The sequence below is a fragment of the uncultured Caballeronia sp. genome, assembly GCF_964243625.1.
GTDB lineage: Bacteria > Pseudomonadota > Gammaproteobacteria > Burkholderiales > Burkholderiaceae > Caballeronia.
Genome location: NZ_CAXTGZ010000631.1, coordinates 1 through 3,487, shown reverse-complemented (window position 1 = coordinate 3,487; position 3,487 = coordinate 1). Strand labels below are relative to the sequence as shown.

Below are 3,487 nucleotides of genomic sequence, written 5' to 3'. Positions count from 1 at the left end.
AAATACTTCGACTTCGACGTGTACGGCGGCTAAACAGCGCCTAAGTTGTTTCAAAGACGGGCTCCGCGATATTGCGGAGCCCGTTTTGTTTTAGCGGTCCACGCACGCTGCGTGGGGCAACGGGGCCGTTTTCAGCTAAGATCGAAGGTCCGGAGCAGGCGGCGCCGGGGTCGAACCGGGCCTGCAGCACGCGCCGCGACTTTGGGTTTACACGCCGCCCCGCTCTCCTGAACACGCCGACACAACCCATCGAAGCGCGAAGCCTTAACAGCCCGTCGCGCGTCCGACCACCATGCAAACCAAAACGCACACCCTGATTTCCCCGTCGCTTGGCACCACCCGCAATATCCTGAGCTTTCACTACGGGCCCGGCGGCGGCGAGAAGATCTACATCCAGTCCTCGCTGCACGCCGACGAATTGCCCGGCATGCTGGTCGCGTGGCGCTTGCGCCGTCAGCTTGCAGAACTGGAAACCGCCGGCAAATTGCGCGGCGAAGTGGTGATCGTGCCGGTGTCGAATCCTATCGGGCTGAACCAGAACATGCATGGCAGCTTGCTCGGCCGGTTCGAGCTCAATAGCGGTCACAACTTCAACCGTAATTTCCACGATCTCGGTGCGCTGATTGCGTCGCGTATCGAAGGCCGGCTCACGGGCGATATCCGTGAGAACAAGCTCGCCGTTCGCGAAGCCATGCGCGCCGCGCTCGACGAACAAACGCCGCAAACCGAACTCGAATCGCAACGTCTCGCGCTGCAAAAACTGTCGTATGACGCTGATGTCGTGCTCGACCTGCATTGTGATCTCGACGCCGCGCTGCACATCTATACGAACCCGGACATCTGGGAAGAAGTCGAGCCGCTCGCGCGCTACCTGGACTCGAAAGCGTCGCTGCTTGCGCTGAATTCGGTGGGCAATCCCTTCGATGAAATCCACAGCTTCTGCTGGTCGGATCTGCGCACTAAATTCGGCGAGCGTTTTCCGATCCCGAACGGCGGCATTTCGGTGACCGTGGAGCTGCGCAGCCAGCATGACGTATCGTATGAATTCGCCGATGCCGACGCTCAAGGCATCATCAATTACCTGATACATCGTGGCGTGATCGATGCGCCCGCGCCCGCCATGCCGGAGTTGTCGTACCCGGCGACGCCGCTTGCCGGGGCCGAGCCGATTGTCGCTCCTGCGAGTGGCGTGCTCGTGTTTCGCGCGAAGGTGGGCGCTATGGTGAATGCGGGTGAGGCGGTCGCAGATGTTGTTGATCCTCTTTCCGATACTGTTACCACGCTGTACAGCACCGTTTCCGGTATTTTGTATGCTCGGCAGATTGCGCGGTTTACTACTGCAGGGATGGAGGTGGCCCGGATTGCAAGTGCTACCGCGTTCCGGACGGGGTCGTTGTTATCGGCTTAGGGGTTTGCTGGCGCTGGTTTGGGGTTGGGGCAGTCGTTCTGCTTTGATGCCGGGTTGCTGCTTCTGAGGTCTTCGCCCAACGAGCAGCAACCCAACACCATCTCCGACCACTAAAAACAACCGCCCTGCCTGCCCGCGCCAGCCTACCCCAGAGCGCCACCCCGCCCCCCACCCAAACCAGAGGCCGGCCGAATCGCGCTGCCATACGTCTCGACGATCCGCCGGTCCTGTTCCTCCGGCGAAAACTGCTCCCACTCAATACCGTTGATATCACGCGTCTTTGCAAAACCTGCCGCCGAATCGTCTTCAAAACCGATGTGCCGCAGTAATCCCACTTTCGCCGGATCGCTTGTTTCATTGATCGAAAAATTCAGCAAATCGGTGCGCCACATTGCATAGGCACCAGGTACCACCGCGGTAGGCGCCTGACCGAGACGGTGTGAATAATCCGCAATGGAAGCATCGAGGCTGCCAACGGCGAGCGCAATGTGGAATCGTTTCATGGGGCGGCTCCTGGTGGCTGAAGGTTGTTGATCGTGCAGCCACTCTAGCGCCTGAACCGCAGCACAAACAGTTGGGCGTCTATCCCGGTATGGCGTCTACCCTGCCTGCAGAAGGAACGCCGCTTGCGCGCGTCATGTTGTCACTCACCTACGGAGATCGACATGACAGACAAGCCAACCGACACTACCTACGCCGGCCGATCGCAGGAAGAACGCCGGGCACAGCGCAAAGGCGAAAAGCAGCGCGCGCAAGAGCAGCCAGGCGGTTCGATGGTCGAAAAGGGCACGGAACCCGACAAACACAACAGTTCAGGCAACTTGTCCGATGAAGGAAAAAAAGCCTGGCAAACGGGTTCAGGCATCGACGGAGGCGGCAAAACCTGAAGAACCCGACACTGCGCCGGGGTCTTGTGGTCGGGAAAACGTGGAACAATGGTGGCTTCGTGACTTCGCTACAAGCATCTGGAGCCTTTGATGAGCGCCACGCGCAACAACCCCGACGCGTCCCCGGACATCCACGCTGATCACGCCGACGGTGCTGATCGTCCGAGCCGTGAAGAAGCAGAAGCTGCCGTTCGTGTGCTGATCAAATGGGCCGGTGACGATCCTTCGCGCGAAGGCCTGCTCGATACCCCCGCACGCGTGATCCGGTCCTACGAAGAGTTCTTCGCAGGCTACGCGCAGAATCCGCGCGACATCCTCGCGCGCACGTTTTCCGAAGTGCAGGGCTACGACGAGATGATCGTGTTGAAGGACATCCGCTTCGAAAGCTATTGCGAACATCACATGGTGCCGATCATCGGCCGGGCGCACGTGGCGTATCTGCCGCGCGAACGCGTAGTGGGAATTTCGAAGCTGGCGCGGCTCGTGGATGCATTCGCGAAGCGCCTGCAAATCCAGGAAAAGATGACGGCGCAGATCGCCGATACGCTCGAGGAAGTCCTTCAGCCGCTAGGCGTGGGCGTGATCCTCGAGGCATCGCATCAATGCATGTCCACGCGTGGAGTGCATAAAGCGGGCGCGTCGATGGTGACATCGCGCATGCTCGGCACTTTCCGCGACGATCCCTCCACACGTCGCGAATTCCTCGCAATCGTCGGGCATTCGAGCGGCTTCAGCGTATCTAATAGCTGAAGCCGGGGCGTGCGTTTCAGGCGCCGGCTTCCGGTGCACCGCCCTCGCCCACTTCGCGGACCTTGCCCTGCGAGACACTGCTGCCAGGCGGCACGCTGTGGGTCAACCACACGTTGCCGCCAATCACCGACCCACGCCCGATCGTCACGCGCCCAAGAATGGTCGCGCCGGCGTAGATGACCACGTGATCTTCCACCACCGGATGCCGCGCGTTGCCCTTGACGAGGACACCGTCGTTGCCGGCCGGAAAGCTCTTCGCGCCGAGCGTCACCGCCTGATACACGCGCACGTGTTCGCCGATCACGGCCGTCTCTCCAATCACGACACCCGTCCCGTGATCTATGAAGAAACTCGGCCCGATGGTCGCGCCTGGATGAATATCGATACCTGTCGCCGAGTGCGCAATCTCGTTGATAAAGCGTGCAAGCAGCGGCACGCCGAG

Annotated in this window: 5 protein-coding genes; 3 read left to right on the top strand and 2 right to left on the bottom strand. The window is 60.6% G+C overall.

The window, feature by feature from the left end; translation table 11 throughout:
- Window positions 1-292 precede the first annotated feature (292 nt).
- A complete protein-coding gene (locus tag ACFFAR_RS28365) occupies window positions 293-1,408 on the top strand; it encodes a succinylglutamate desuccinylase/aspartoacylase family protein (protein ID WP_062171540.1) in 1,116 nt (371 codons plus the stop codon).
- A gap of 143 nt (window positions 1,409-1,551) precedes the next feature.
- Here ACFFAR_RS28365 and ACFFAR_RS28360 read toward each other — a convergent pair whose 3' ends face one another.
- Entirely contained in the window at window positions 1,552-1,911 is a 360-nt protein-coding gene (locus ACFFAR_RS28360; RefSeq protein ID WP_062003346.1) for a hypothetical protein, read from the bottom strand.
- Between the two features lie 162 nt (window positions 1,912-2,073).
- Between ACFFAR_RS28360 and ACFFAR_RS28355 the strand changes: the two genes are divergently transcribed.
- Both ACFFAR_RS28355 and folE read left to right on the top strand, forming a co-directional pair.
- Window positions 2,074-2,295, top strand: a complete 222-nt coding sequence (locus ACFFAR_RS28355) for a hypothetical protein (protein ID WP_174362851.1) — start codon at window positions 2,074-2,076, stop codon at window positions 2,293-2,295.
- A gap of 90 nt (window positions 2,296-2,385) precedes the next feature.
- Window positions 2,386-3,045, top strand: coding sequence for a GTP cyclohydrolase I FolE (gene folE / locus ACFFAR_RS28350; RefSeq protein ID WP_062003348.1), 660 nt, complete (start codon window positions 2,386-2,388; stop codon window positions 3,043-3,045).
- 16 nt (window positions 3,046-3,061) lie between these two features.
- Here folE and ACFFAR_RS28345 read toward each other — a convergent pair.
- The coding region (locus ACFFAR_RS28345; protein WP_375508920.1) for a serine O-acetyltransferase at window positions 3,062-3,487 on the bottom strand (426 nt) is incomplete at its 5' end.

What these genes read in the sequence shown, in the direction of transcription:
- ACFFAR_RS28365 (WP_062171540.1), top strand. Translation starts at nt 293, where the DNA reads ATGCAAACCAAAACGCACACCCTGATTTCCCCGTCGCTTGGCACCACC.
- ACFFAR_RS28360 (WP_062003346.1), bottom strand. Translation starts at nt 1,911, where the DNA reads ATGAAACGATTCCACATTGCGCTCGCCGTTGGCAGCCTCGATGCTTCC.
- folE (WP_062003348.1), top strand. Translation starts at nt 2,386, where the DNA reads ATGAGCGCCACGCGCAACAACCCCGACGCGTCCCCGGACATCCACGCT.
- ACFFAR_RS28355 (WP_174362851.1), top strand. Translation starts at nt 2,074, where the DNA reads ATGACAGACAAGCCAACCGACACTACCTACGCCGGCCGATCGCAGGAA.